The sequence below is a fragment of the Arthrobacter sp. JB02-1C genome (assembly GCF_057748045.1).
In genome coordinates, this window is record NZ_CM173235.1 from 722,221 (window position 1) to 746,828 (window position 24,608).

The 24,608-nt window shown below is 69.7% G+C and carries 25 protein-coding genes and 1 riboswitch; of the genes, 11 read left to right on the forward strand and 14 right to left on the reverse strand.

Features of this window, described 5'->3' with window-relative positions; translation table 11 throughout:
• Positions 1 to 64: 64 nt before the first annotated feature.
• Both AC3ANP_RS03465 and AC3ANP_RS03470 read right to left on the reverse strand, forming a co-directional pair.
• Positions 65 to 844 carry a VOC family protein gene (locus AC3ANP_RS03465; protein ID WP_488331964.1) on the reverse strand — a complete coding sequence of 260 codons (780 nt, stop codon included), beginning with the start codon at positions 842 to 844 and terminating at the stop codon, positions 65 to 67.
• Between the two features lie 320 nt (positions 845 to 1,164).
• A complete protein-coding gene (locus tag AC3ANP_RS03470; RefSeq protein ID WP_488333132.1) occupies positions 1,165 to 1,398 on the reverse strand; it encodes a DUF3073 domain-containing protein in 234 nt (77 codons plus the stop codon).
• Between the two features lie 291 nt (positions 1,399 to 1,689).
• Between AC3ANP_RS03470 and AC3ANP_RS03475 the strand changes: the two genes are divergently transcribed.
• Positions 1,690 to 2,667 (forward strand): hypothetical protein, encoded by a 978-nt coding sequence (locus AC3ANP_RS03475; protein ID WP_488331965.1) that lies wholly within the window; start codon positions 1,690 to 1,692, stop codon positions 2,665 to 2,667.
• A 69-nt stretch (positions 2,668 to 2,736) separates the two neighbouring features.
• Here the strand turns inward: AC3ANP_RS03475 and clpB are convergent, their stop codons facing one another.
• Positions 2,737 to 5,394, reverse strand: a complete 2,658-nt coding sequence (gene clpB / locus AC3ANP_RS03480) for an ATP-dependent chaperone ClpB (protein ID WP_488331966.1) — start codon at positions 5,392 to 5,394, stop codon at positions 2,737 to 2,739.
• A 398-nt stretch (positions 5,395 to 5,792) separates the two neighbouring features.
• Between clpB and AC3ANP_RS03485 the strand changes: the two genes are divergently transcribed.
• From AC3ANP_RS03485 to AC3ANP_RS03510, 6 genes are all read left to right on the forward strand, one after another.
• Positions 5,793 to 6,851, forward strand: coding sequence for a LacI family DNA-binding transcriptional regulator (locus AC3ANP_RS03485; protein ID WP_488331967.1), 1,059 nt, complete (start codon positions 5,793 to 5,795; stop codon positions 6,849 to 6,851).
• A gap of 120 nt (positions 6,852 to 6,971) precedes the next feature.
• The gene (locus AC3ANP_RS03490; protein ID WP_488331968.1) at positions 6,972 to 8,291 is read left to right on the forward strand and encodes an MFS transporter; all 1,320 of its coding nucleotides are present in this window, start codon (positions 6,972 to 6,974) and stop codon (positions 8,289 to 8,291) included.
• A gap of 90 nt (positions 8,292 to 8,381) precedes the next feature.
• Positions 8,382 to 9,146: an SDR family oxidoreductase gene (locus AC3ANP_RS03495; protein ID WP_488331969.1), complete on the forward strand. Its 765-nt coding sequence runs from the start codon at positions 8,382 to 8,384 to the stop codon at positions 9,144 to 9,146.
• Between the two features lie 20 nt (positions 9,147 to 9,166).
• On the forward strand, positions 9,167 to 10,099 hold the full coding sequence (kce, locus tag AC3ANP_RS03500) for a 3,5-dioxohexanoate:acetyl-CoA acetone transferase (RefSeq protein ID WP_488331970.1): 933 nt from the start codon (positions 9,167 to 9,169) through the stop codon (positions 10,097 to 10,099).
• 4 nt (positions 10,100 to 10,103) lie between these two features.
• On the forward strand, positions 10,104 to 11,093 hold the full coding sequence (locus tag AC3ANP_RS03505; RefSeq protein ID WP_488331971.1) for a glycerate kinase: 990 nt from the start codon (positions 10,104 to 10,106) through the stop codon (positions 11,091 to 11,093).
• A gap of 281 nt (positions 11,094 to 11,374) precedes the next feature.
• A complete protein-coding gene (locus AC3ANP_RS03510) occupies positions 11,375 to 11,860 on the forward strand; it encodes a carboxymuconolactone decarboxylase family protein (RefSeq protein ID WP_488331972.1) in 486 nt (161 codons plus the stop codon).
• A 76-nt stretch (positions 11,861 to 11,936) separates the two neighbouring features.
• Here AC3ANP_RS03510 and AC3ANP_RS03515 read toward each other — a convergent pair whose 3' ends face one another.
• The 4 genes from AC3ANP_RS03515 to AC3ANP_RS03530 form a co-directional block, all read right to left on the reverse strand.
• A complete protein-coding gene (locus AC3ANP_RS03515; protein ID WP_488331973.1) occupies positions 11,937 to 12,986 on the reverse strand; it encodes a sulfate/molybdate ABC transporter ATP-binding protein in 1,050 nt (349 codons plus the stop codon).
• Positions 12,983 to 13,885, reverse strand: coding sequence for an ABC transporter permease (locus tag AC3ANP_RS03520; RefSeq protein ID WP_488331974.1), 903 nt, complete (start codon positions 13,883 to 13,885; stop codon positions 12,983 to 12,985). The genes AC3ANP_RS03515 and AC3ANP_RS03520 overlap by 4 nt, the downstream gene beginning before the upstream one ends.
• Positions 13,886 to 13,896: 11 nt before the next feature.
• Positions 13,897 to 14,709, reverse strand: coding sequence for a molybdate ABC transporter substrate-binding protein (gene modA / locus AC3ANP_RS03525; protein WP_488333133.1), 813 nt, complete (start codon positions 14,707 to 14,709; stop codon positions 13,897 to 13,899).
• An 89-nt stretch (positions 14,710 to 14,798) separates the two neighbouring features.
• Positions 14,799 to 15,209: a TOBE domain-containing protein gene (locus tag AC3ANP_RS03530; RefSeq protein WP_488331975.1), complete on the reverse strand. Its 411-nt coding sequence runs from the start codon at positions 15,207 to 15,209 to the stop codon at positions 14,799 to 14,801.
• A gap of 104 nt (positions 15,210 to 15,313) precedes the next feature.
• On the opposite strand from AC3ANP_RS03530, the gene AC3ANP_RS03535 reads away from it, so the two are divergent.
• On the forward strand, positions 15,314 to 16,183 hold the full coding sequence (locus tag AC3ANP_RS03535) for a DUF4031 domain-containing protein (RefSeq protein ID WP_488331976.1): 870 nt from the start codon (positions 15,314 to 15,316) through the stop codon (positions 16,181 to 16,183).
• Positions 16,184 to 16,240: 57 nt separating this feature from the next.
• On the opposite strand, the gene AC3ANP_RS03540 is transcribed toward AC3ANP_RS03535, so the two are convergent.
• From AC3ANP_RS03540 to AC3ANP_RS03555, 4 genes are all read right to left on the reverse strand, one after another.
• The gene (locus AC3ANP_RS03540; RefSeq protein WP_488331977.1) at positions 16,241 to 16,729 is read right to left on the reverse strand and encodes an SRPBCC family protein; all 489 of its coding nucleotides are present in this window, start codon (positions 16,727 to 16,729) and stop codon (positions 16,241 to 16,243) included.
• A gap of 42 nt (positions 16,730 to 16,771) precedes the next feature.
• On the reverse strand, positions 16,772 to 17,173 hold the full coding sequence (locus tag AC3ANP_RS03545; protein WP_488331978.1) for a YccF domain-containing protein: 402 nt from the start codon (positions 17,171 to 17,173) through the stop codon (positions 16,772 to 16,774).
• Positions 17,174 to 17,330: 157 nt separating this feature from the next.
• Positions 17,331 to 17,876, reverse strand: a complete 546-nt coding sequence (locus AC3ANP_RS03550) for a YceI family protein (RefSeq protein WP_488331979.1) — start codon at positions 17,874 to 17,876, stop codon at positions 17,331 to 17,333.
• A 123-nt stretch (positions 17,877 to 17,999) separates the two neighbouring features.
• Positions 18,000 to 18,599 (reverse strand): phosphoribosylanthranilate isomerase, encoded by a 600-nt coding sequence (locus tag AC3ANP_RS03555; protein ID WP_488331980.1) that lies wholly within the window; start codon positions 18,597 to 18,599, stop codon positions 18,000 to 18,002.
• Between the two features lie 274 nt (positions 18,600 to 18,873).
• On the opposite strand from AC3ANP_RS03555, the gene AC3ANP_RS03560 reads away from it, so the two are divergent.
• From AC3ANP_RS03560 to AC3ANP_RS03570, 3 genes are all read left to right on the forward strand, one after another.
• Complete coding sequence (locus AC3ANP_RS03560; protein ID WP_488331981.1) at positions 18,874 to 19,467, forward strand: HutD/Ves family protein; 594 nt, start codon at positions 18,874 to 18,876, stop codon at positions 19,465 to 19,467.
• Positions 19,468 to 19,591: 124 nt separating this feature from the next.
• Positions 19,592 to 19,659: riboswitch (guanidine-III (ykkC-III) riboswitch) on the forward strand.
• Positions 19,660 to 19,668: 9 nt separating this feature from the next.
• Complete coding sequence (locus AC3ANP_RS03565) at positions 19,669 to 19,992, forward strand: DMT family transporter (RefSeq protein WP_488331982.1); 324 nt, start codon at positions 19,669 to 19,671, stop codon at positions 19,990 to 19,992.
• A complete protein-coding gene (locus AC3ANP_RS03570; RefSeq protein ID WP_488331983.1) occupies positions 19,989 to 20,396 on the forward strand; it encodes a DMT family transporter in 408 nt (135 codons plus the stop codon). Before AC3ANP_RS03565 ends, AC3ANP_RS03570 begins: the two co-directional genes overlap by 4 nt.
• Before the next feature lie 126 nt (positions 20,397 to 20,522).
• On the opposite strand, the gene AC3ANP_RS03575 is transcribed toward AC3ANP_RS03570, so the two are convergent.
• From AC3ANP_RS03575 to AC3ANP_RS03585, 3 genes are all read right to left on the reverse strand, one after another.
• Positions 20,523 to 21,899 (reverse strand): NAD-dependent succinate-semialdehyde dehydrogenase, encoded by a 1,377-nt coding sequence (locus tag AC3ANP_RS03575; RefSeq protein WP_488331984.1) that lies wholly within the window; start codon positions 21,897 to 21,899, stop codon positions 20,523 to 20,525.
• 9 nt (positions 21,900 to 21,908) lie between these two features.
• Positions 21,909 to 23,561, reverse strand: coding sequence for a thiamine pyrophosphate-dependent enzyme (locus AC3ANP_RS03580; protein ID WP_488331985.1), 1,653 nt, complete (start codon positions 23,559 to 23,561; stop codon positions 21,909 to 21,911).
• Between the two features lie 143 nt (positions 23,562 to 23,704).
• Entirely contained in the window at positions 23,705 to 24,607 is a 903-nt protein-coding gene (locus tag AC3ANP_RS03585; RefSeq protein WP_488331986.1) for a LysR family transcriptional regulator, read from the reverse strand.
• Between the last annotated feature and the right edge of the window lies 1 nt (position 24,608).

Sequence of the window (24,608 nt, forward strand, 5' to 3'; positions counted from 1 at the left end):
CGAGTGCTCCAAAGGTGCCGTTTAGACCCCTCATAACGGCACCTTTGGAACACTCGATTGGTTTTTAAACTTCCAGCAGGCTGAACACCCCGCCCTGCGGGTCCCGCAGCGTGGCTACGCTGCCGTCCTCCCCTGCCCCGTCCGGTTCCACCAGCACGACGCCGCCCGCCGCCCGGGCCGCCGCCACGGCTTCCGCCACGCTGGGAACGCCGAAGTAGAGCTGCCAGCCGGGCTCAAGTTCGCCCTCGGTCGCTGGCACTCTCGCGATCCCGGCCACCTCGGCACCGTCCACCATCAGCGTCGTGTAGGTCCCGCCGTCGTCCTGTGGATATTCGGTTACCTCGTGCCGGAACAGCTGCTGGAAGAAGCCGACGGCGGCTTGGGGCTCGGCCGTCAGCAGCTCCACCCAGGCCAGGGCCCCCGGTTCTTCGGCTCGGGCCGCGCCGAAGTGCGATCCCGGTTGCCATGCCCCGGTGCTCCCGCCGCCGGGCGGAGTAAAGAAGACCATGACGCCGGTATCGCCGATCGCCTCTGGGCCGAAGTCGAGGGCCCCGCCGGCCGGGCTAATTTCGCTGGCCAGCTGGCCGGCGTCGTCGACGGAAAAATACACATTCCAGTGGCCCGGCCCCCCGGCCCGCTGCTGCGGCGGGGTTTGCGGGGCGATCACCGTCACCAGTTCCCTGCCCAGGAAGGCCCGGGAAAAGGTGCGGCCGTCCGGAGTGGGCTCATCCTCGTAGCGCCAGCCGAAAAGTGCAGCGTAGAACTCCTTGGCTGCCGCCACATCCGGGGTCTGCAGGTCAGCCCAGCAGACTTCACCGACGGCGTAAGCGGAACGAATGGCCATGGAGGTCCTTCCCTAGTGGGGCGCCGGCGATCCCGGCAGGTCCAAGCTAGCCCGGCGCCAGGGATCGGGGCAACCGGCCGGCTGCCCCGACACCGGGTGCACGGCTTCCCGATTCGACGGTTCCCTACCCATTCGACGTCGGCCGCCAGCGAGTGGGCAGGGAACCGTCGAAATGGCCGGGGAGGAGGGCCTTCGCCAGCGGAGCCGCCGCGCCATCTGCACGCAAGAAACCCGCCGGCCGCACCTCAAGGGATGCGACCGGCGGGTCGAGAATGCTAAGGGCGGCACTCCACAGGGAAGGAGCGCCGGAGAAGGATCGACTAACCTATCCGACGAGTGTTTACCTCGTCGTCGTCTTCTTCCACATCGTCCGCGTACTTATCCACGTAGGCCGAGTAGTCCGGGTCGACCGGGTCGTCAGCGAAGTGGCTCGTGGCACGACTTCCCGGGCCCCTGAGCTCACGCTGGAGGGCCGAATAGTCAGTGTTCGGGGAATAGTACTTAATGTCCCGAGCCTGCTTGGTAGCTTTTGCCTTTTGACGGCCGCGCCCCATGGCGTGACCCCCTTTTGTACTTGGACCGGAGGTGGTCACCTTGGCTATCGGTGAGGCCCCGGAATGTTTGGTCAATTTGTCGTACACCTAGATTACATGCTTTCGGCCGGGACCGCTCGCCGCCCGCGGCGCTGTGGACAGCGGCGCGGGCCGGCAGCACGCACGGCCCGCCGGACAATCGCCATACTCCCCTGCCCGGCTTGTTGGGTAGAGTTCTGGTTGGGCCGCTGCATTCGGGCCCGGCCGGGCGGCCAGCCCCGGCAAAAACCGCACGAAGAGGTGAGTTCTCCAGTGACTGAAGAGCCTGCGAGCGCCCCGAAAGTCAGGCCCGACGTCGACGGGCAGCCTTACGGTCCCGGCGACGGTGACCACGACTCCGGGCGCGTCCCGGACCAGGCCACGGCGGCACCTCGTTCCGTGCACGTGCCTCCCCGGCCGTCCGCGCCACCGACCTCCGCCCTGCCTGTCGCGTCCGGCAGCGCAGCCCCCGCGGCCCGGCCCGAGAGGACCGGCGGCGCAGCCCCCGCGGCCCGGCCCGAGAGGACCGGCAGCGCAGCTCCGGCGGCGCGGCCCGAGAGGACCGGCAGCGCAGCTCCGGCGGCGCGGCTCGAGAGGACCGGCGGCTCGCACCGCAGAGTCTCCGGCGCCGCGCAGGTGGGCAGGATGCTTTCCGCCCGGGCAAGACAGCTGCAGGCTGGACAACTCGGGCCGCGGGCCCGGGAAACGGCGCGGACCGCCTGGGCCGGGACCCAGCGCCTCGGGCCGGCGAAGCTCGGAGCGGCCGCGGCCGCCGTCGTGCTGCTGGCCGTCCTGATCTGGTGGCTGACCACCCTGGGGGCCGGCTCACAGGCACCGGCAGGCACCCCGACCGCCCCTGCCACCGAGGCCTCGTCCACCCCCGCTGCCCGCGGTGCGCTGCCGCTGGCAGGGGTAAATCCGATGGATTTCCGGCTCGGCGACTGCTTCAAGGACTTTGACCCGAACGCCCCGTCCTCCACGGTGGTGGCCTGCGACACCGGGCACTCGGCGCAGTTGGTGGCGGTGGAGTCCTACGCCGCCACGGACGCCTACCCGGGGCGTGATCCGCTCAAGCAGCGGGCGCTGGGCGCGTGCAAGGCCGCGGTGCTGACCGAGAAGTCCAACGACTACGCGCTCAGCTACAAGCTGGCCTATCCGAGCTCGTCGAGCTGGGGCAGCGGCGACCGGCGGGTGGACTGCTACGTGGCCGCCGACGGCGGAAACGTCCTCAAGGAGTCCTTGCTTCCCTGACCGTCCTCCGAACACGCCAAGGGCGCCGGCCGCACACCGCGGCCGGCGCCCTTCGCGCTTCCTGGACTCTCAGTCCTTGCGGCGGACGGACAGGCCGCTGCCGGTGGATGCTCCGCCGTCGGGCCGCGCGGAAGCGTCCGGGCCGCCCATGGTGAGTTCCATCAGGTCCGGCGCGGTATCCACCAGCACGGTGTCGCCGTCGGTGATCTCGCCGGCCAGGATGGCCTTGGCCAGGCGGTCGCCGATCTCGCGCTGGACCAGGCGGCGGAGCGGCCGGGCACCGTAGGCGGGGTCGTAGCCGGTGACCGCCAGCCACGCGCGGGCCCCCTCCGTGACCTCCAGGTTGAGGCGGCGGCCCTTGAGCCGTTCGCCGAGTTCCTTGACCTGCAGCTCGACGATTTCGGCCAGCTGCTCGACGGTGAGCGGATCGAACAGCACCACCTCATCGAGCCGGTTGAGGAATTCGGGCTTGAAAGACGCGTGCACCGTGGCCATCACCGCCTCGCGTTTGGCGGCGGCGTCCAGGCCCGGGTCCACGAGGAACTGGCTGCCCAGGTTGGAGGTCAGCACCAGGATCACGTTGCGGAAGTCCACGGTGCGGCCCTGGCCGTCGGTGAGGCGTCCGTCGTCGAGCACCTGCAGGAGGATGTCGAAGACCTCCGGGTGGGCCTTCTCCACCTCGTCCAGCAGCAGCACGGAGTACGGACGACGGCGGACCGCCTCGGTCAGCTGGCCGCCCTCCTCGTAGCCCACGTAGCCCGGAGGGGCACCGACCAGGCGGGCCACCGAATGCTTCTCCGAGTACTCGGACATGTCGATCCGCACCATGGCGCGTTCGTCGTCGAAGAGGAAGTCGGCCAGGGACTTGGCGAGTTCGGTCTTGCCCACGCCGGTGGGGCCGAGGAAGAGGAAGGAGCCGGTGGGCCGGTTGGGGTCGCTGATCCCGGCACGGGCCCGTCGCACGGCGTCGGACACGGCGGTGACGGCCTTGGTCTGGCCGATCAGCCGTTCGCCCAGGACGTGCTCCATGTCCAGCAGCTTCTGGCTTTCGCCCTGCAGCATGCGGCCGGCCGGGATGCCGGTCCAGGCCGAGATGACCTCGGCGATGTCGTCCGCGGTGACCTGGTCCGCGACCATCTGGCCGGATTTATCCGGCACGGCGGCCTCGGCTTCGGCCGCGGCCTTGAGTTCACGTTCCAGGGCCGGGATTTCGCCATAGAGGATCCTGGAGGCTGCCTCCAGGTCGCCTTCGCGCTGGGCCTTGTCCGCGGTGGAGCGGAGTCCGTCGAGCTTGGCGCGCAGGTCGCCCACCCGGTTCAGGCCGGCCTTCTCCGCCTCCCAGCGGGCGTTCAGGGCCGCGAGCTCTTCCTTCTTGTCCGCCATGTCGGCGCGCAGAGCCGCGAGGCGTTCCACCGAGGCGGGATCGGACTCGCCGCTCAGCGCCAGCTCCTCCATGGTCAGCCGGTCCACCTGGCGGCGCAGCTGGTCGATCTCTTCCGGCGCGGAGTCAATTTCCATCCGCAGCCTGGACGCGGCCTCGTCCACCAGGTCGATCGCCTTGTCCGGCAGCTGCCGGCCCGAGATGTACCGGTTGGAGAGGGTCGCGGCCGCCACCAGGGCCGAGTCGGAGATGGAGACCTTGTGGTGCGCCTCGTAGCGTTCCTTGAGCCCGCGCAGGATGCCGATGGTGTCGTCCACGCTTGGCTCACCGACGAAGACCTGCTGGAAGCGGCGTTCCAGGGCGGGATCCTTTTCGATGTTTTCGCGGTACTCGTCCAGGGTGGTGGCACCGATCAGCCGCAGCTCGCCGCGGGCCAGCATGGGCTTGAGCATGTTGCCGGCGTCCATCGAGCTGTCCCCCGTGGCGCCGGCACCCACCACGGTGTGGATCTCGTCGATGAACGTGACGATCTGGCCTTCGGATTTCTTGATTTCCTCCAGCACCGCCTTGAGCCGCTCCTCAAACTCGCCGCGGTACTTGGCGCCCGCCACCATCGAGGCGAGGTCCAGGGCGATCAGGGTCTTGCCGCGCAGGCTTTCGGGCACGTCGCCGGCCACGATGCGCTGGGCCAGGCCTTCGACGACGGCGGTCTTCCCCACCCCGGGTTCGCCGATGATCACCGGGTTATTCTTGGTGCGCCGGCTCAGGACCTGGATGATGCGCCGGATTTCGGCGTCGCGGCCAATCACCGGGTCCAGCTTGCCGGAACGGGCGATGGCGGTCAGGTCGGTGCCGAACTTTTCCAGCGACTGGAAGGTGTTTTCCGGGTCGGCGTTGTCCACCTTGCGGTCGCCGCGGACGCCGGGCAGCGCCGCGAGCAGGGCTTCGTGCGAGGCACCCGCGTCGCGCAGCAGCCGCCCGACGGCGTCGTTGCCGGCGGCAAGGCCCAGCAGCAGATGCTCGGTGGAGACGTACGAGTCGCCGAGGCGCTCGGCCTCGTTCTGGGCGTTCTTGATGGCCTGCATGGCCGTCCGGGACAGCTGGGCCTGCTGCACTGAACTGCCCGAGGTGGACGGCAGCGCCCTGATCGCACTGCTCGCCTGCACGCTGACTGAATCCGGGTCCGTCCCGGTGGCCCGCAGAAGCGCGACGGCGACTCCCTCACGCTGGTCCATCAGCGCCTTGAGCAGGTGCGGCGGTTCGAGTTGCGGGTTGCCGGCGGTCGAGGCGTTCATGGCCGCCGCCGAAAGAGCCTCCTGGCTCTTGGTGGTGAATTTGGTGTCCAAAGAGAGCTCCTTCCGGGAACAACGATCGTCAAGCTTGAGTCTACTCCGCTCAACTTTGGATTTTGTGCCGCTAGATTCCATGTTTGCCCACGGCGAAACGGCTGTCTAGGGGCCCGCGGCGCGGCGGGCGCGCCGGACATGCCCAACCCTGAACCGCAGGCCTGGACATGCTCCTCCCTGGCCCGGACCACTGGACCTAATCCGAATATGCCCATCGCTCGACCCTGGGGCCGGACAAGCCCCGCGTGCGACCAGGGCCGAAGGATGGGCATGTCCCCCCGACGGCTGCTAAAACCGGGATGCGCGATGCCAAATCACTTAACGTTGCTTAACGTTGCGAAGGCTAATTACTGTAACTGAGGTCACTACGACCGCAACCAACGCGAAGGAGGGTCAGAATGCAGGAACAAGCCACCACCGTTGCCGCCGACGGCCCCGTCGCGCCTGTCTCCGCGGCAGCTGTGGCCCGCGCGGCAGGGGTGTCCTCCGCAGCGGTGTCTTACGTCCTCAACGGCAAGGGCGGCGTCTCCCCCGAGACCCGGCGCCACATTATCCACGTGGCGAACGAGCTGGGCTTCAGGCCCCGTAAGTCCTCCCAGTCCACCGATCTGCAGCGCACCCGCGTGATCGGCCTGATCCTGCCGAACATCATCAACCCGATGTTCCCGCGCTGGGCCCAGGGCGTTATTTCGGCGGCCGCCGACTCGGGCTACGAAGTCTTTGTCGCCACCACGCAGGACGATCCGGAGGTCCTCGCCCAGGTCACCGCAACGCTCGCGAACCGCAACGTGGACGGCGTCATCCTGGCCGCTTCCCTGCGCGACGACGCACGCGCCCTCCGCACCCTGAGGGCCGCCCGGATCCCCTACGTCTGCCTGTCCCGGCGGGCAGATTTCCTCGATTCCGATTTCGTCGGGATCGACGACGACGCCGCGGCCACCCTGCTGATGCAGCACATGCTTGGCCACGGCTACACCGAGATCGCCACCGTGATCGGCCCCCGCTTCTCGACCGCTTCGCTGGCCCGGGAACAGGCCTTCGTGCGGACGGCGGCCGCCGCCGGCGTCGTTATCAGCGGGGACCGCAAGATCAGCACCCGGGTCAACAACGAAGGCGGCCAGCTCGCCGCGGAACGGATCTTCGCCTCCGGCACGCCTCCGCAGGCTGTGGTCTGCGGCAGCGACGAGCTCGCCATCGGCGTGATGGAATACGCGATGACCCGCGGGCTGCGGATCCCGGAGGATGTGGCCGTGGCCGGTTGCGACGGGCTGCCGCACAGCCGCTCGGGACTGATCAACCTGACCAGCATTGTCCAGCCGCAGCAGGAGATGGCCGACGAGGCCTTCGCCATGCTGCTCAGACGCATCGAAGCCCCTTCCCGCAGCTACACCTCACTGGTGTGCCGGCACCGCTTACATGTCGGCCGTACCTGCGGCTGCGCTCCCGCCCGTACCTAGACCACCACACCAACCGAATCACCCGAAGGCACCACTCTGGCAGCGTCCACTGCTGAGCGAAACGCTGCCGGCTGTCCACCCTGACCATCAATCCTGACCCCAATTCGAGGACGAAGACCCATGTCAGTTGTATCCGCACCAACGAAGATGCGCACACCGCAGGAAATTAACGGCGTGATCCTCCGCCGAGTCATGCCGCTGCTGATCGGCGCCTACATCATGGCGTTCCTGGACCGCACCAATATTGGTATGGCCAAGGACCGCCTGCAGATCGACCTCGGCATTTCCGCCACCGCCTTCGGCATCGGCGCCGGCCTGTTCTTCCTGACCTACGCCCTCTCCGAAATCCCCTCGAACCTGATCCTGCACAAGGTCGGCGCCCGCTTCTGGATCATGCGGATCATGATCACCTGGGGTCTCATTTCCGCGGGCATGGCCTTCGTCCAGGGCGAGTGGTCCTTCTACATCATGCGGATGCTGCTGGGCGTCGCCGAGGCCGGGCTCTTCCCCGGCGTGATGTACTTCCTCACCCAGTGGTTCGTGGTCAAAGACCGCGCCAAGGCCAACGGCATGTTCCTGCTGGGCGTCTCGATCGCCAACATCGTCGGCGCCCCGCTGGGCGGACTGCTGCTGACCCTGGACGGCCTGGCCGGGCTGCACGGCTGGCAGTGGATGTTCCTGGTCGAAGGCCTCCCCGCCTGCCTCCTCGCCTACGTTGTGTGGAAGAAGCTCCCGGACCGGCCCAGCCAGGCAAAGTTCCTCAGCCCCGAGGAAGCCGCCGACCTTGAAGCCCGGATTGCCGTCGAAGAGCGGGCCGGCGCCGAGGCATCCGGCAACCACCGCCTGCGCGACGCACTCAAGGACAAGCAGATCCTCCTGGTGGTGGGCGTCTACTTCACCCACCAGATCGCCGTTTACGCCCTGTCCTACTTCCTGCCCTCCATCATCGGCACCTACGGCAAGCTCAACCCGCTGCAGATCGGCCTGCTGACCTCCATTCCGTGGATCTTCTCCGCGGCCGGCGCGCTGCTGGTGCCCCGCTTCGCCACCGATGGCAGGCGCTCCCGGCTGCTGGTCACCGGCACCATGATCGGCATCGTCGCCGGCTTCGCGCTCGGCGCCGTCGGCGGACCGGTGCTGGGCATGATCGGCTTCTGCCTCGCCGCGTTCAACTTCTTCGCCCTGCAGCCGATCCTCTTCACCTACCCCGCCACCCGGCTCAGCGGCGCCTCCCTGGCCGGCGGCATCGCCCTGGTAAACACCATCGGCCTGCTCGGCGGCTTCCTCGGCCCGTACGTCATGGGCTTCATGCAGGATGCCACCGGCTCCAAGCTGTCCGGCCTGTGGTTCATCGTGGGCATGTGCATCATCGGTGCGCTGCTGTCCCTGATGCTCAAGCGCGGCACCGAGAAGCCCGACGTCGTCCCCGCCGCCCACTAAGACCCCACCCAACGCATCACCGTTACCGCTCCGCCGGCGCCCTGGCGCCGGCGGAGCGGACCCCCGAACCACCACTGCAAGGACTACCCCATGGATTTCACAGCAAAGCGCGTCCTGGTCACCGCCGGCGCCAACGGCATCGGCCTGGCCATCGCCCAAAAGTTCCAGGAACTCGGCGCCGCCGTGTTCGTCACCGACATTGACGCCGACGCCGTCGAGAAGGCACGCGTCAACGGCCTCGCGGCCGCGGTCAGCGACGTCTCCGACGAGGCCCAGGTCCGTGAACTCATGGCCACGGTGGCCGAGGAACTGGGCGGCCTGGACGTGCTGGTCAATAACGCCGGGATCGCCGGGCCCACCGGTCCGCTCGAAACGCTCGACGCCGCGGCATGGAAGGCCACCTTCGATGTGAACATCCACGGACAGTTCTATTGCATCAAGCACGCCCTGCCCCTGCTCCGGCAGGGCTCCGGCGCCTCGATCGTGAACCTCTCCTCCGCGGCCGGCCGGCTCGGCATGGCCGGACGCAGCGCCTACTCGGCGTCCAAGTGGGCCGTCGTCGGGCTGACCAAGACGCTCGCGATCGAGCTGGGTCCGGACCGGATCCGGGTCAACGCGATCTGCCCCGGCGCCGTCAACGGGCCCCGGATCGACGCCGTCATCGCCGCCAAGGCGCAGATGCTGGACCTCCCGGCGGAGCAGGTCTCCGAGCTTTACCACAACCAGTCCTCCCTGGGCCGGCTGATCGAGGCCGAGGACATCGCGAACATGGCCGTCTTCGCCGCGAGCGACCTGGCCCGCAACGTCAACGGCCAGGCCCTCGCCGTCGACGGCAACACCGAAAAGCTTTACTGAGCCCCGAAGGAGCAAGCCCCATGGCTGCTGTACGCAAAGTCATCATCACCAGCGCCGTCACCGGCGCCATCCACACGCCGTCGATGTCCCCGCACCTGCCGGTGTCGCCGGATGAGATCGCCGACGCCGCGATCGGCGCCGCCGAGGCCGGCGCCGCGATTGTGCACATGCACGCCCGCGACCCCAAGGACGGCCGGCCCTCCCAGGACCCCGAGCACTTCGCGCCGATCCTGGACAAGCTCAAGCGCAACACCGACGCCGTCATCAACATCACCACCGGCGGCTCCCCGCACATGACCGTGGCGGAGCGGATGCAGCCGGCGGCCCTCTTCAAACCCGAGCTTGCCTCGCTGAACATGGGGTCGATGAACTTCGGCCTGTACCCGATGCTGGAACGGTTCACGGAGTTCGGCCACGAGTGGGAGCGCGAGGGCCTCGAGAAGAGCCGCGACCTGGTCTTCAAGAACACCTTCCAGGACATCGAAACCATTCTCGGCATCGGCAACGAAAACGGCACCCGGTTCGAATTCGAGTGCTACGACATCTCGCACCTGAACAACCTGGCCCACTTCCACGCCCGCGGTCTGGCCCGCGGCCCGCTGTTCGTCCAGTCCGTCTTCGGCCTGCTCGGCGGGATCGGCGCCCACCCGGAAGACCTCATGCACATGCGCCGCACCGCGGACCGGCTGCTGGGCGACGACTACGAGTGGTCCATCCTGGGCGCGGGCAAGAACCAGATGCCGCTCGCAACGATCGGCGCGGCCATGGGCTCGCACGTCCGGGTGGGTCTGGAGGACTCGCTCTGGATCGGCCCGGGCCAGCTGGCCACGTCCAATGCCCAGCAGGTCACCCGGATCCGTACCATTCTGGAGGCGCTCAACTTCGAGATCGCCACCCCGGACGAGGCCCGCGAAATGCTGCAGCTCAAGGGGCGCGACAAGGTGGGATTCTAGGCCAGTGAGCATCCTCGTTGCCCCGGACAGCTTTAAGGGGACCTTCGCGGCCGCGGAGGTCTGCGCCCACATTGCCGCAGGGATCCGGGCTGCCGGCGCGGCCGCCGTCGAACTCCCCGTGGCCGACGGCGGCGAGGGGACCTTCGAGGTGCTGGTCCGGGGGCTCGATGCCCGTCCGGTCCGGGTCCGCACGGTGGGCCCCTGGGGCGACGACGTCGAGACTGTCGTCGCGCTGGCACCGGACGGCACCGCCGTCATCGAACTCGCCTTTGCCAGCGGGCTGAACCTGCCCACCTCCGGCGAGCGGGACCCCGTACAGGCCAGCACCTACGGCACCGGGGTGATGATGGCGGAGGCCGTCCGGCTCGGGGCGCGGCGCCTGCTGGTGGCCGCCGGCGGCTCCGCCACGACCGACGGCGGGGCGGGGGCCATCGCCGCCATCGAGGAGCGCGGCGGTCTCCGCGGCGCCGAGGTGGTGGTCCTCAGCGACGTCACCACCCGCTTCGCCGACGCCGCCCGGGTCTTCGGCCCGCAGAAGGGCGCCGACCCGGCCACGGTGGAAGCGCTCACCCGCCGGCTCGGGGAGCTGGCGGACGGATTTGCCCGCGACTTGGGCCGCGACCCGCGCCCGGTGGGACGCACCGGGGCTGCCGGCGGGTTCTCGGGCGGCATGTGGGCGAAGTACGGCGCCCGGCTGGTGTCCGGCGCGGACCTCGTCCTGGACCTGCTCGGCTTCGATGCCCAAGTCGCCGCCAGCTCCGCGGTGGTGGTGGGCGAGGGCCGGCTGGACTCCCAGACCAGCCAGGGCAAGATCATTGCCGCCATCCTGGCCCGGAGCGGCACGACGCCGGTATACGCCGTCGTCGGCTCCGTCCATGAGGACCTGGGTGACTACGCGGATAACTTCGCGGACGTCATCGTTGCCAGCGGCGCCGACGCCCTGATGGCAGCGGGGTCGCGGCTGGCCCGCGCCAGCGGACTCGCCCAGAGCTGACTCCGGCAGATGGACCTGCCCGTCACTGCCCGCGCCCCTTTGGACACAATCCGCATATCTCCGCTCGCCGAACACAGGGGTTAACATGTCCGGCGGAGGCCGCCGCAACTGCGCATGTCCAGCGCAAAAGGCGCGATCCGGCGACCGGGTCCCCCAAGGAACCGGTCGCCGGATCGAAGCACGGCTACGTATGGAGTTTGTCATACGTGTGACACGTTTGTCACATCAGCGGTGCGGGACGCGCCGGTATCTGCCGCTGGAAGATCGGTACTCTGGGAGGCATGGATGAGACTTCGGCCCCCGCGCCCAGCAACCGCAGCGTTTTCCTGGACAAGGAGCACCCCGCCGCCTGGCGCGCGCTCAACGGGCTCGGCCTGAAAGCCAAGGAAGCCGCCACCGGCGCGGGCCTGGACCAGAGGCTGGTGGAGCTGCTCAATGTGCGCATCTCGCAGATCAACGGCTGTGCCTACTGCCTGGACATGCACGTGACAGATGCCGTAAAGAACGGCGAGTCCGGCCAGCGGCTGGCCGTCCTCCCGGCCTGGCGTGACACCACGCTTTTCAGCGAGAAGGAACGCGCCGCCTTGACGCTGGCCGAGGCCATCACCAACATCTCCGACGCCGCCGCACGGGAACACGAAGGCCGGCAGGCGCGCCGGCACCTGAACGAAGCCGAGTTTTCCGCTGTCAGCTGGCTCGCCATCACGATGAACGCCTTTAACCGGGTGTCGATCGTCAGCCAGCACCCGGTGCGTGGCAAGGACTAAACGCAGAAACTGAGGAGTGCCGGCCGGAACCTGCCCCCGCACCGGCACCGGAACCGCCCCGCCCGCTCCGCACGGACTACGCGGGGTAGATCGCTACCGCGGCTGCCTTGACCACAAAGTAGGCCCGCGTCCCGGGCGCCAGGCCGAGGTCCGCCGACGCGGCCGGCGTGACGTCCGCGGACAGCTCGCCCGCCCGGACCCGGATCTGGTCGCCGTGTGGTTCCAGGTCCGTGACCGTCACCGCGAATGAGTTGCGCGGACTGCCGTGGGCCTCGCTGAGGAAAATGGAAACGGCCGACGGTGGGAAGGCCGCCACACCGTCCTGGCCGGGCAGCAGCGGTTCCTCGTGCCGGCCGGCGAACTCCAGCCCGGTATCCGTCACCAGTCCGGTGGCGGTGGCGGTGCCGGCCACGAGGTTCAGTCCGGCCAGCCCGGCGGCGAAGCGGCTTCGGGGCCGGGCCAGAACCTCCCTGACAGGACCTTCCTCGGTGATCCTGCCGTCTTCGATCACGATCACCCGGTCAGCGAGCATGTAGGCGTCGAGCACGTCGTGCGTAACAATGATCGCGCGGCGTCCGGCCAGGACCCGCTTCAGCAGCCGCCGGAGCAGCGGCGCGGCGTGCACATCCAGGGCCGACATCGGCTCGTCCAGCAGCAAGAGTTCAGGGTCGGCGGCCAGGGCCCGGGCCACCGCGACCCGCTGGGCCTGCCCGCCGGAAAGTTCTCCGGGGCGGCGCCGGGCGAGGTCGGACGCATCGACTTCCGTGAGCCAGCGCCGCGCGATCTCCCTTGCCTCGGCCCGGCCAGCCCCGGCGCTCCGCGGCCCGAAGGCAACGTTTTCAAGGGCGGTCAGGTGCGGAAACAGCAAAGGCTCCTGCGCCAACAGCGCGGTACCGCGGCGGTGCGGCGCGGTCCACGTCCCCGCCCCGCGGCCCAGCTCGAACAGCAGCCGGCCGTCCACCTCCGCCCGGCCCGCATCAGGTCGGAGCAGTCCGGCAATGACCGAAAGCAGGGTCGATTTTCCGGCACCGTTGGGCCCGAGCACCGCCAGCGTTTCGCCCGCGCCGAGGCTCAGCGAGACGTCCAGGCCACGGGCCGCGACCGCTGCCGAAAGTGTGAACGTCATGGCCGTGGCCGTCCGGCTTCGGTGCGGCCATCCGCCGGGCGGTGTTCGGGCCGGGCCGGCGGACTGCCGGGCACGCCGCCGCTCCGGCGGCCGCTGGCCGGGCGCCGCACGGGGCTGCCGGCCGACCCCGCCCCGCGGTAGCTGAGCCGGACGACGATCACCGCCACCGCGACCAGCAGCAGCGAAAGGGCGACGGCGGCGTCGGCGTCGGTCTCGCGCTGCAGGTAAATCTCCAGCGGCAGGGTGCGGGTGACGCCCTGCAGGCTGCCGGCAAAGGTGAGGGTGGCGCCGAATTCGCCGAGGCTGCGGGCGAAGGAGAGGACCGCACCGGAGGCAAGGCCCGGCAGCACCAGCGGCACGGTGACGCGCCGCAACACGGTGGTGGGGCGGGCGCCGAGGGTCGCCGCCACGGCCTCGTACCGGCTGCCGGCGGAGCGCAGGGCCCCCTCCAGGCTCACCACCAGGAACGGCAGCGCGACGAAGGTCTGGGCGAGCACCACCGCCGTCGTCGAGAACGCGATCTGGATGCCGGCGACCTGGAGGCTGCGGCCCAGCAACCCCTGCCGGCCGAAGGTGTAGAGCAGCGCGATGCCGCCCACCACCGGGGGCAGGACCAGCGGCAGCAGCACGAAGGAGCGCAACAGGCGCTGGCCGCGGAAGCTCCCCCGCGCCAGCACCAGGGCCAGCGGAATGCCGAGCAGGACACAGAGCGCGGTGCTTGCCGCCGCCGTGCGCAGGCTCAGGGCCAGGGCGGTGAGGGACGCCTCGGAGCTGATGAGCGGGATGAACTGCTGCCAATTGACCCGGAGCACCATGGCGGCCAGCGGCAGCAGGACGAACAGTGCCCCGGCCGCGGCGACCCCGAGCACCCAGCGCGGGATCCCGCTGTAGGCAGGCACGTTCCGGTGATTCACGGTGCCTGCGGGGTGCCGAAACCGGCGTCGGCCAGGACTTTTTTGCCCTCGGGTCCGGTGACGGCGGCGATGAACGCGGCCGCCAGGTCCTTGTTCTTGCTGCCACGGACGGCGGCGATCGGGTAGGTGTTGACGGCCCTGGCCGCTTCGCTGAACGGGACCTCCTTCACCCGGTCCCCGGCGGTCCTGACATCCGTGACGTAGACGAGTCCGGCGTCGGCCTCTCCGGAGCTGACCTTGCCCAGCACATCGGTCACGGATGACTCCTCGCTGACCGGCTTGAGGGTGACTCCGGTGGCCGTTTCGATGCTTTTCGCGGCGGCACCGCAGGGGACCTGGCTTGCGCAAACGACGACTTTGACGCCCGGCCTGGCGAGATCCGCGAAGGATTGCACCGCTGCGGGGTTCGACGGCGGCACGGCGATGGTCAGCAGGTTGGTAGCGAAGCCGGCGGGGGTTCCGTCCAGCAGCGAGGCGTCGGAGAGCTTGGCCATGTTCTTGGTGTCCGCGGAGGCGAACACGTCCGCCGGCGCACCCTGGCTGATCTGGGTGGCCAGGTCTGAGGAGCCGGCGAAGCTCAGGGCCACCTTGGTCCCCGGATTCCTGGCCTCGAATTCCCCGGCCAGTTTGGTGAAGGTGGCCTTGAGCGAGGCCGCAGCGAAAACCGTGATGCTCCCTGACTGCTTGCCCGGCTCCGCGGCCCCGGCCGTCGCGGCGGCAGCGGTCGCGGCGGACGAGCCCGGCGGCGCCGCCGGTCCGCCGGCTCCGCACCCGGCGAGGCCGACAGCCAGGGCCACGCAGCCGAGCAGGACCCGCGGGCCGGCTGCCCGGGCACCTGGGGCGCGGGCACTCTGAACGCGGCCACCTCCGGCGCGGGCACTGTGGGCGCGGGCACTGTTCACAGGACGCTCTTCCCCGTCGAGGTTTCAATGATCACGGTGGTGGCTTTGACGACGGCGGTCGCCACCCCGCCCAGCTCCAGGCCCATCTCCCGGACGGCCTCGCTGCTCATCAACGACACCACCCGGAACGGCCCGCACTGCAGTTCCACCTGGGCCATCACAGTGTCCGCCGTGATCGCGGTGACCAGTCCGACAAAGCGGTTCCGGGCCGAACTGCCGGCGCGCGCCGGGTCGTCCGGCAGCTTCGCCTGTTCCCGGGCCAGCCGGGCGAGCTCGAGTCCATCCACGGCAAGCCGGCCGGACTCGTCCTTGAGCGGCGTGAGGCTTCCGTTCTCGGTCCAGCGGCGCACGGTGTCATCACTGACGCCCAGGAACCGGGCCGCTTCGGAGACGCGAAAGCTGGGCATAGGCTCACTCTAACCCGCATTTGCGAAGTTTTGCCGCCTAAAGTCCCTGAACTTCGGAACCGTTAAACGTCCCTGCTGCCGCCGCGGGCTCGTAGACTTCCACCATGGCCGTCTTTCTCGATCCGCCGCTCTGGCCCGCCCACGGAACCCATTTTTCGCACCTGGTCTCGGACTCGTCGCTGGAGGAACTGCACACCTTCGCGCGGGCCGCGGGGATTCCGGCGCGGGCCTTCGACGGCGACCACTACGACGTGGCCGAGGACCGTTACGCGGCCCTGGTCGCGGCCGGTGCCCGGCCGGTGGAGGGACGTGTCCTGGTCCGCAAGCTGATCGCGAGCGGGCTGCGGATCCCGGCCCGGCGCCGCAACGGTTCGCTGAAGCTGCCGCTGCTGACCCGCTGGAATGACGTCTTCCCCGGGCACGACGCGCTCTTCCTCGACCTGTGGGACCGGTGGGGCGAGCAGCACCGGAAGTACCACGGCCGCACCCACCTGCTGGCCGTGCTGGAGGCCCTGGACCGGCTCAGCGCGCCGGAGCGGCCGAACCGGACCGTGCTGCTGGCCGCCTGGTTCCACGACGCCGTGTACCGGGGCATCGCCGGCGACGACGAGGAAGAGTCGGCGCTGCTCGCGGAGGAGCGGCTCGGCGCGGCCGGCCTGCCCGGGAACGAAGCCGCGGAAGTGGCCCGGCTGGTGCTCATGACTTCGGACCACCGCCCCGACCCGGGCGACGAGCCGGCGGCCCTGCTCAGCGACGCGGACCTCTCCGTCCTCGGCGGGGAGCCGGCGGCCTACGCGCGTTACCTTGCGGCCGTCCGGGAAGACTTCGCGCACATCGGCGACGCCGATTTCGCTGCCGGACGAGCCGCCGTCGTCCGCGGCCTGCTGGACCTGGATCCCCTCTTCCGCACCGTGCGGGGCCGCGAGTTATGGGAGTCCGCGGCGCGGCGGAACCTTGCGGGCGAGCTTGGCTGAGCCGGCCCTGCGGCCGTGCGGCACCGGACGGCGCCGGGGCGGCCCGGGCCAAGACAGCTAGGGCGCCCGTCGAAGATGTTCGGCCAGCCGGTCGAAGGACTCCCGCCAGCCGGCGCCGTGGCTGTCCCGGCTCTCCATGGACTCGAACGGCCCCTGGGTGAACGTCATCCGGGTGCCGCCGTCGATCTCCTCCAGCCGGAACGTCACTTCCGTTTCGAAGCCCCGGGTACCGTCGGCGTTGTCCCAGGCATGGGTGAAGACCAGCAGGTTGGGCGGTTCGATGTCTGTGTTGACCCCGCTCCACCAGAGCTCCTGGCCGGTGGCATCCTGCACCATCCGGGCCCGGTATATCCCGCCCACCTCCAGGTCCTCGTCAAGGGTTGCGCGCGGCGTGTGGAAGCCCCGCGGGCCCCACCAGGCGGGGGCCTGGTCCGGGTCGGTCAGGGCAGACCATACGGCCGCTATCGGGACCTGGAATTCGCGGGTAATCACCAGCATCAGGCCCTCATCCGCGGTTCCCGTTCCCGGGTCGGGTGACTCTGCCATTGCGCTGCCTCGGTTTCTTTGTGCCGGCCGGCGGGGCCGGTCCTAACGGTAGCGGCCGGCGAAGTTCCGGTTCGTGGGCACAATCTGCTTCCCCAGCGGCATCAGGGACACCGGAATGAGTTTGAGGTTGGCGATGGCCAGCGGGATTCCCACAATCGTGACCGCCATGGCACAGGCAGTCACCACATGTGCGATGGCGATCCAGATTCCGGCCACGACCAGCCAGATGACGTTGCCCAGCAGCGAGAACACCCCGGTGCCGCCCGGCCGGTCCACCACGGTGCGGCCGAATGGCCACAGCGCATAGGACGCAATCCGGAAGGAAGCCAGGCCCCAGGGGATGGTGACGATCAGGACGCAGCAGACGACGCCGGCGAGGAAATACCCCAGTGCCAGCCAGAGGCCGCCGAACAGCAGCCAGATGAGGTTGAGCAGTGTCTTCATGACATCATTCTCTCCCGCCGACGTTGGCTTCGGGGTGAGGGTTCGCCCTGACCGGACCCTGATTTCGGCCGTCACGGCCGGTGGGAGCCGGGGGGAGCCGGGGCCGGGTGGCCCGGGCCAGGGGCCGCCCGGGGCCGGGCGGCCCTTGGCCCGTCGGTCAGGCCTGCTTGACCATGGCTGCTTCGACGTTGATTTTGACCTTGTCGCTCACCAGCAGCCCGCCGGTCTCGAGGGCTGCGTTCCAGGTCAGGCCGAATTCCTTGCGGCTGATGTCCGTCTCGGCGCTGAAGCCGGCCCGGGTCGCGCCGAACGGGTCCACCGCCACACCGGTGTACTCGACTTCCAATTCCACCGGCTTGGTCACGCCGCGGATGGTCAGTTCCCCGGCCAGCACGTAGTCGTCGCCGTCGCCCCGAATGGAGGTCGCCCGGAACGTCATCTCCGGGTAGTTCTCGACGTCGAAGAAGTCCGGTCCGCGCACGTGGCCGTCACGGTTCGTGTCTCCCGAATCGAAGCTGGCGGTCTTGACGGTGGCGTGCAGGCTCGCGTCGGCCAGCGAATCTCCGAGGCGAGCTTCGGCCGCGGCTTCGGTGAAGCGTCCGCGGACCTTGCTGATGCCGGCATGGCGGACGCTGAAGCCGATCTCGCTGTGGGACGGGTCCAGGGTCCAGACTCCGGGGGTCAATCCTTCTGGCAGGGTCATAGCCGTTCTCCTTCACAATCGTGGCGGGCGGGCCGCCGGTTCGGAAGTACCAAGAAGAATGCTAACGAGGATGGCCGCGCGGCGATAGGTGCCGGGAGTGTCCCGGGCTTGTTCGGCGTGGTCTCACGCGTCCTTGGCCGCTGTCACGAAGGCCCGGACCTTGCCGACGTCCTTGATCCCGCGCGAACTCTCGACGCCGGAGGAGACGTCCACCCCCCACGCGCCGGCGGCCGACGCGGCTGCTGCCACGTTTTCCGGGGCCAGGCCGCCGGCCAGCAGCCAGCGCCGTCCCGCGAGCCCCAGCGCCCGGACCGAGGCGTAATCCCACGCTTCTCCGGATCCGGGGACTGCCGCATCGATCAGCAGCAGGTCCTCGCCCCAGTCCGCAAACTCCTCCGGTCCGGCCGCCATGGTGACAGCGCGGATGACCTTGAGCCCGGCCTGCTGCACAGTGCCGACATCATCCGGGGTCCGCCGTCCGTGCAGTTGCACCCATTCCAGCCCGGCTTTCCGGGCCAGTTCGACGGCGTCGGCGGCCGCTTCATTCCGGAAGACGCCTACGGCGGCGACTCCGGCCGGGACGCCGGCACGCAAGTCATTGGCCCGCTCCGGTGCCACCTCGCGGGGGCTCCGGGTCAGCACGAAGCCAACCGCGTCGGCCCCGGCGTCCACCGCGGTGCGAACCGACTCGGGGGTGCTCAGACCGCAGACTTTGACAAACATTCCGGCTCCTCGACTGCTGTGGTTGGTTCTTTGACGTTAGCAAGCCTGCCGGGCCTGCGCCTGCGTTACGGCCGGGCGCCCGGACCGGGCGGGGAAGCCGGGCGGCCGGGGCGGGCGGGGAAGCCGGGCCGCCGGGGCGGGCGGGGAGGCCGGGCGGCCGGGGCGGGCGGGGAAGCCGGGCCGCCGGGGCGGGCGGGGAGGCCGGGCCGCCGGGGCGGGCGGGGAAGCCGGGCCGCCGGGCAGGTCCGCCGGCCGGGGCGGTTAGGCTGGGCGGATGAAAATCATCCGCTACGCCGAGCTCAAGGCCCGCCCGGGCCGCAACCGGGAAGGGTCCACCCGGGAGCTGGCGCGTTTCCCCGCATCGGCAGCCCCGGGTTCGGCGGACGGAAACTGGGACTGGCTGGTCAGCATCACCGACCTCAACACGGCCGGACCGCTCGCCCCCGTTCCCGGCACGGAGCGGGTGCTCACCGTGATCGACGGCGAGCTGCTCCTACTCAGCGTCGACGGCGCCGAGCACCCGCTGGAGAAATACCGGCCGTTCCGGTTTCCCGGTGATGTCGACTCTGCCGGAGCGCTGCCCACCGGCGACATCCGCGAGCTGAGCGTCACGGCCCGCACCGGTGTCTTCAAGGGCTACACCTCCATCGTCGAGCTGTCCAAGAAGCGCGCCCACCCGGTCTTCGCGGGGCAGCTCGGCATTCTGCTGCAGGGCAAGGCCGAGGTACAGCCCGGGGATGCACCGGCCGACGGCGGAGCGGAGCAGCTGGGACGGTACGACGCCGTCGTCGGCTCCGACACCGGCACGCCGGAAATCCTGGGCCGCGGCTTCCTCGCCGTCGTTTCGATCGACCCCGCCGGCGACTAGCGAGGCCAGCCGCCTCCCGCGGCCGTCCCCGCACCCCAGCCACCGGCCGCCGGCCGCCGGCCGCCGGCCCCACCGGCTGTTTGCCCGGGTTCGTCTCCCCCGGTCCGGCGTTGCTAGGCTGGAATGAAGGCCCCTCTCCCGGCGGCCTCCGGACGACGGATCAGTACCCGGAACGCGACAAGACTGGCCAAAGGATCTGACATGTCGTGGTTAATTCTTGTCCTCTCGGGAGCGCTCGAAGCTGTCTGGGCAGCTGCCCTGCACGGGACCGCCCAGGCCAAGGGCCGCGGCCGGCTCCTCCCCGGCGCCCTCTTCCTGGTCTCTGTCCTGGCCAGCACCGGCGGCCTGGCGGTCGCCATGCAGTCCATCCCGACCGGCACCGCCTATGCCGTCTGGGTGGGGGTCGGTGTGGTGCTGACCTCCGCGTATGCGATGGCCAGCAAAGTCGAGCCGGCCACGCTTGGCCGCGTCCTGCTGCTCAGCGGCATCGTCGTCTGTGTGGCCGGCCTGAAGGTGGTGGCATGATCATGGCAACCGAACGCGCCTCTCGAACCACCAGGACCCCCTCGGCCACCGTGGCCTGGTTTATCCTCCTCGGATCGGCCGTGCTGGAAGCTGTCTGGGCGACGGCCCTGGGGCTGTCCGACGGCTTCTCCCGGCCGGCGCCCACGCTGGTGTTCGCGGTGGCGGCAACGCTGAGCATGGTCGGCCTCGGCATGGCCGTCAGGCTCATCCCGCTGGGGACGGCCTACGCCGTCTGGGTCGGGATCGGAGCGGCGCTGACCGTCGGCTGGGCGATGGGCACCGGCGTCGAACCCGCCAGCCCCCTGAAACTGCTGCTGATCGCAGGAATTGTGGGCTGCGCGGCGGGACTGAAACTGCTACCAGCCGCCCAGCCGGCGGGCGGCCCGACGCTCCCGCCCGGTTAGTATCCCCCCGGCAGCTGATCCGGGCGCGACACGCCGTGTCCCGGGCCGGCACCGGCCGGCAACTGGGCGGGAACGCCGGAAGCGCCGGGCTACTGCGGCGTCGCAGCCTGCAGTAGCCCGCCGCGCTCAGCGGGTGCGGACGAGCTTGTGGTTGACGAATTCCTCCATGCCGTACCGGCCCAGCTCCCGGCCGACGCCGGAGCGCTTGACCCCGCCGAACGGGAGCTCCGCCGCGCTGCCGGCCGCCTCGTTGATCGAGACCATCCCGGCGGTGATTTGATCCGCGACGCGGGCCGCCCGGTCAGCGTCGCCCGAGTGCACCGAGGCGCCCAGTCCGAAGGGGGTGTCGTTCGCGATGGCAATGGCCTCCGCCTCGGAGCCGGCCCGGAAGACCATCGCAACCGGCCCGAACAGCTCCTCATAATAAACGTCCATGTCCGGGGTGACGCCGGCGAGGACCGCGGGGCGGAAGTAGGCCGAGTCCTCAGCAGTTTTCCCACCGCCCAGGAGCACTGTCGCCCCACCGGCCACGGCGGTGTCGAGCTGGCCCTGCAGGGTGTCCGCGGCGGCCTGGGAGGAGAGCGGGCCGAGGAAAGTCGCGGGATCCGTCGGGTCGCCCGGCACGATGGCGGCGAGTGCGGCGGTGAACTTTTCCACGAACTCGTCGTAGACCTCGTCGAGGACCACGAAGCGCTTGGCAGCGTTGCATGCCTGTCCCGCGTTGCCGAGCCGGGCGACGACGGCACGCTTGACCAGCCGGTCCATGCCGGCCCCGTCCGCGTCGAGGACCACGAACGGATCCGATCCGCCGAGCTCCAGCACAACCTTCTTAAGGTTCCGCCCGGCCACCTCGGCGACTGCAGCGCCCGCCCGCTCCGAGCCGGTAAGCGAGACCCCGGCCACGCGCCGGTCCGCGATGACGTCCGCGACCTGGCCGTTGGTCGCGAACAGCGTTGCGTAGGCGCCGTCGGGCAGGCCCGCGTCGCGGAAGATCAGTTCCATGGCGAGGGCCGACTCGGGACATTGCGGCGCCGGTTTGAGCAGGATGGTGTTGCCGATCATGAGGTTGGGTGCCGCCAACCGGGCCACCTGGTAGTAGGGGAAGTTCCACGGCATGATGCCCAGCAGCGGCCCCAACCCCTCCTTGCGGACGACGGCCGAGCCGCCGGCCGCCGGCTCCAGCACATCTTCGGCGAGGAAGCCGGGTCCGTTCGCTGCGTAGTACCGGTAGATGGACACGACGAGGTCAACCTCGCCAAGTGACTGGCCGATCGGCTTGCCCACCTCGCGGGTGATGATCGCCGCGAGTTCGTCCCGGCGCTCGTGGTGCAGGTCCGCGACCCTGTGCAGGAGTGCGGCACGTTCGGCAGGAGTCAGCCCCGAGAGGACGGCGAACGCCTTGTCCGCTGCGGCAATCGCCTCCTGCACCTGCTCATCGGTGGCGGCAGGATACTCGGCCTCGGTCTGGCCGGTGGCCGGATTGGAAACGGTGTACTGGGTCATGGAGTCACCTTACGGCAGGTTGATCGACGGGTCGGCGATGACGTGGATGAGGGCGGGCTTGCGCTGTTCGGACACGGCCTTGAGCGAACGTTCGACGGCGCCCGCGGCCTGGTCGTCGGCCGTCACCGTCTCGCCGTGGGCGCCAAAGGCGCGGGCGTAGGCGGCGAAGTCAGGGTTCGTGAGCTGCGTGCCGGAGACCCGGCCCGGGAAGTGGCGCTCCTGATGGTCACGGATGGTGGCAAACTGGCGGTTGTCTAGGAGGACCGCCAGGACAGGGACGCCATATTGTGCCGCCGTGGCCAGCTCTTGGCCGTTCATGAGGAACTCACCGTCGCCGCACACGGCCACCACGAGCCTCTCGGGCGATTCTAGGCCTGCGGCGACGGCGGCGGGAATGGAATAGCCCATCGAGCCGTTCCGGGTGGCCAGCTGGGACGGGTAGACGTTGGTGGGAATGAACTGCTGGGCCCACATGGTGTGGTTGCCCGCCCCGATCGTGTAGATGGCATCCGCGGGGAGACGCTCGAGAAGTTCGCCGACAACCACGGACATGTGGGCCGTCCCGGGCGCAGTGGCCGGGAGGTTCTTGGCCTCAGCAATCTGAGCGAACGCCAGATGGGCGTCATGTCCGCGGCTACGCCACCGGTCCCACTCGGTTGCACGACCGAGTTTCAGGCCCTCGATCGCGTTTGTGAACGCCACCGGCGAGGCGAGTACGTGGCCGGTCACAGCACCGGAGCGGCCGCGCAGGGCGGAGTCGATGCTCACGAGCCAATTGACGGCGTCGGGGTCCTGACGGAGGGTGAACCCGTCCGTGGGGACGTCCGTCGGAAGGGCTCCGACGGCGACGACGACGTCCGCCTCGTCGAACATTGCGGCGGCCGCGTCACCGCGCCCGTACCCGAGCGTGCCGATGTTGACCGGGGAGTAAAACGGGATGCGGTCCGAAGCGTGCCAGTCCTGGGCCACGGGGATGCCGTTGGCTTCGGCGAAGCGCGTAAGGGCAGCGGCCGCCTCCCGGGTCCAGCGCTGTCCGCCGACGAACAGGAGTGGTTTGTCAGCGCCTGCGAGGGCCGCCGCGACCGCAGCAAGGTCAGCTGTCGAGACAGCACCCTCCGCGACCGGGATCGGGGCGACGAGACGGCCCGAGAATTCGTGCGTAATGACGTCTTCGGGCAGGCCTACTATCACGGGCCCGGGGCGCCCGGACTTCGCGGCGAAGAATGCCTCCGCCACGATCTCGGAAGTCCGCTCTGCCTGGTCGAGGACGAACACGCGCTTGGCCTGCGAACCGAACCAGGCGTTGGGGTCGAACTCCTGGAAGGACTCGCGCATCCGGTCCGCAATCGGCACGAGGCCCACGAACAGGACCATCGGGGTGGCATCCTGCCACGCCGTGTGGACGCCCACGAACGCATTCGCCGCGCCCGGACCGCGGGTCACCATGGCCACGCCCGGCTCGCCGGTGAGCTTGCCGTGGGCTTCCGCCATGTAGGCGGCCCCGCCCTCCTGGCGGACGACGACGGTGTCGATGTCCGTGCCGTGCAGGCCATCAAGGACCGCGAGGTAGGACTCACCGGGGACAGCGAAGACGCGCTTGACGCCGTGAAGGGCTAGGGAGTCGACAATGGCCTGGCCGGCGTGGCGGGGCTTGTGGTTCACGGGTGGTCTCCTGGGCGGCTTGATCTTCTGTGGCGTAGATCCCAGTCTGTTCCGCCTCTCCAATGCCGTCCAATAGAAACTTCGCAGGGCCTTCATGCCCGAATTGCATAGCAGAGCAGTCCGGGCGCGCTCTGCGGGTTCCCCTACCCGGCGAGCGTGGTGCCGCTCTCGCGCAGGAATGCTCGGATACGGGCGGCGATGGCCGCTATTGCTTTCTCAGCGAAGTGCCCCGGCAGCCACGCCACGTGAAGGGGCAGCGCGAGCGGACGCCCGTCCCCGCCGGCGTCGTCCAGGACGAGGATCGGGTGGGCGCCGTACCGAGGCCGATCGGTCGAGAAGCCCACGCCCCGGCCGGCGGCTGCAAGGGCGAGGATGGTCTGGCCGTCGTCGCACTCCGTCACGGACGGGAACACGATTCCCGCCCGTGCAAGCGCGTCGTCCAGGACGTAGCGGCTCGCGCTGTGCCGGGTGGCAATGAGCGCCGCTGACCCCCCGAAGGCGGACAGTGGCAGCTGGGTGACGCCGGCACGCGCCCACTCATGGTCCGCGGAGACGAAGGCCATGATTGGCACCCGGCCCAGCGGGGCAGTGACAAGTGAGCCGTCCGGAGCGGCCGGGGACACTGCCAGGTCGCAGCCGTGGCGCAACGCCTCCGTCATCTCGAAGTGGCCCACCTCGCGGGTCGTTATCTTGGGGTCCTCGGGACCGATGGTGGCAATGAAGGGCGCGAGGAAGGAGCGCAGGGACGCACTGGTTGTCGCGGCAATGAGTTCTTCAACGCGACCCGTGCGCAGCGCGGAGGCTGTGCCGTCAAACGCACGTGCCTCTGCCATGAGGCGGCGCGCCGACGCCACCAGGGCGCGGCCCGCCGAGGTCAACACCAGCCGGCTCCCCTGCGGTTCGAAGAGCGCGAGCTTCAACTCCCGCTCCAGGGTCTTGATCTGCCGGCTTAGGGCGGGCTGGGCGACATGAAGCCGCTCGGCCGCCGCGGTGACGGTCCCGGCGTCCACCACGGCGAGGAAGCACTCGATTCGTCGAAAGTTCATG

Coding starts and splice junctions, on each gene's coding strand:
- AC3ANP_RS03470 (WP_488333132.1), bottom strand. CDS start 1,398: ATGGGGCGCGGCCGTCAAAAGGCAAAAGCTACCAAGCAGGCTCGGGAC.
- AC3ANP_RS03565 (WP_488331982.1), top strand. CDS start 19,669: ATGTCGTGGTTAATTCTTGTCCTCTCGGGAGCGCTCGAAGCTGTCTGG.
- AC3ANP_RS03515 (WP_488331973.1), bottom strand. CDS start 12,986: ATGACGTTCACACTTTCGGCAGCGGTCGCGGCCCGTGGCCTGGACGTC.
- AC3ANP_RS03510 (WP_488331972.1), top strand. CDS start 11,375: ATGGATGAGACTTCGGCCCCCGCGCCCAGCAACCGCAGCGTTTTCCTG.
- AC3ANP_RS03550 (WP_488331979.1), bottom strand. CDS start 17,876: ATGACCCTGCCAGAAGGATTGACCCCCGGAGTCTGGACCCTGGACCCG.
- kce (WP_488331970.1), top strand. CDS start 9,167: ATGGCTGCTGTACGCAAAGTCATCATCACCAGCGCCGTCACCGGCGCC.
- AC3ANP_RS03495 (WP_488331969.1), top strand. CDS start 8,382: ATGGATTTCACAGCAAAGCGCGTCCTGGTCACCGCCGGCGCCAACGGC.
- AC3ANP_RS03485 (WP_488331967.1), top strand. CDS start 5,793: ATGCAGGAACAAGCCACCACCGTTGCCGCCGACGGCCCCGTCGCGCCT.
- AC3ANP_RS03585 (WP_488331986.1), bottom strand. CDS start 24,607: ATGAACTTTCGACGAATCGAGTGCTTCCTCGCCGTGGTGGACGCCGGG.
- AC3ANP_RS03575 (WP_488331984.1), bottom strand. CDS start 21,899: ATGACCCAGTACACCGTTTCCAATCCGGCCACCGGCCAGACCGAGGCC.
- AC3ANP_RS03490 (WP_488331968.1), top strand. CDS start 6,972: ATGTCAGTTGTATCCGCACCAACGAAGATGCGCACACCGCAGGAAATT.
- AC3ANP_RS03555 (WP_488331980.1), bottom strand. CDS start 18,599: ATGTTTGTCAAAGTCTGCGGTCTGAGCACCCCCGAGTCGGTTCGCACC.
- AC3ANP_RS03465 (WP_488331964.1), bottom strand. CDS start 844: ATGGCCATTCGTTCCGCTTACGCCGTCGGTGAAGTCTGCTGGGCTGAC.
- AC3ANP_RS03560 (WP_488331981.1), top strand. CDS start 18,874: ATGAAAATCATCCGCTACGCCGAGCTCAAGGCCCGCCCGGGCCGCAAC.
- AC3ANP_RS03530 (WP_488331975.1), bottom strand. CDS start 15,209: ATGCCCAGCTTTCGCGTCTCCGAAGCGGCCCGGTTCCTGGGCGTCAGT.
- AC3ANP_RS03570 (WP_488331983.1), top strand. CDS start 19,989: ATGATCATGGCAACCGAACGCGCCTCTCGAACCACCAGGACCCCCTCG.
- AC3ANP_RS03540 (WP_488331977.1), bottom strand. CDS start 16,729: ATGGCAGAGTCACCCGACCCGGGAACGGGAACCGCGGATGAGGGCCTG.
- AC3ANP_RS03535 (WP_488331976.1), top strand. CDS start 15,314: ATGGCCGTCTTTCTCGATCCGCCGCTCTGGCCCGCCCACGGAACCCAT.
- AC3ANP_RS03545 (WP_488331978.1), bottom strand. CDS start 17,173: ATGAAGACACTGCTCAACCTCATCTGGCTGCTGTTCGGCGGCCTCTGG.